This is a genomic window from Acidovorax sp. KPB24-07 (assembly GCF_057543315.1).
The window spans coordinates 1-670 of sequence record NZ_BAAJYS010000886.1 but is presented as its reverse complement, the minus strand read 5'-3'; the positions used below and the strand labels follow the sequence as shown (position 1 = coordinate 670).

1 pseudogene is annotated in these 670 nt (G+C 70.6%); it reads left to right on the top strand.

What is annotated here, in order from left to right:
- Positions 1–670, top strand: a pseudogene (locus AC27IQ_RS26470) (cation acetate symporter); the annotation flags it as partial.

The following is a 670-nucleotide window of genomic DNA, read 5'->3' as shown; positions in this document are numbered from 1 at the left end:
CTGCGCGAGAGCGAAGAGCGCGCCCGCCCCCTGGGCGGCCTGCCCGCGCACAGCCAGCCCTACGTGGGCGACCCGGACGGCCCGCCCGAGGCGCAGCGGGCTTACGAGGACACCCGGCGCAATTTCCTCGCGCTGATGTTCTGCCTCATGGTCGGCACGGCCGGGCTGCCGCACCTGCTCACGCGCTACTACACCGTGCCCTCGGTGGCGGCCGCGCGCTCTTCGGTGGCCTGGTCGCTGTTCTTCATCGCGCTGCTGTACCTCAGCGCGCCGGCGCTGGCGGTGCTGGTGAAGTTCGAGGTCATGAGCAACCTGGTCGGCAGCCCGTTCGATGCGTTGCCCAACTGGATCGGGCAGTGGGCGCGGGTGGATGCGGCGCTGCTGTCGGTGGAGGACGTGAACGGCGACGGCATCGTGCAGTTCGGCGAGATCCGCTTCGGCGCCGACCTGATCATGCTGGCCACGCCCGAACTGGGCGGGCTGCCCTATGTGATCTCGGGGCTGGTCGCCGCGGGCGGGCTGGCGGCGGCGCTCTCCACGGCCGATGGCCTGCTGCTCACCATCAGCAATGCGCTGGTGCGCGATCTGTACTTTCACGAGACGGGCCGCAGGGCGTCGCCCGAGCAGCGCGTGATCCTGACCAAGTTCACCCTGCTGGCGGTGGCGCTGT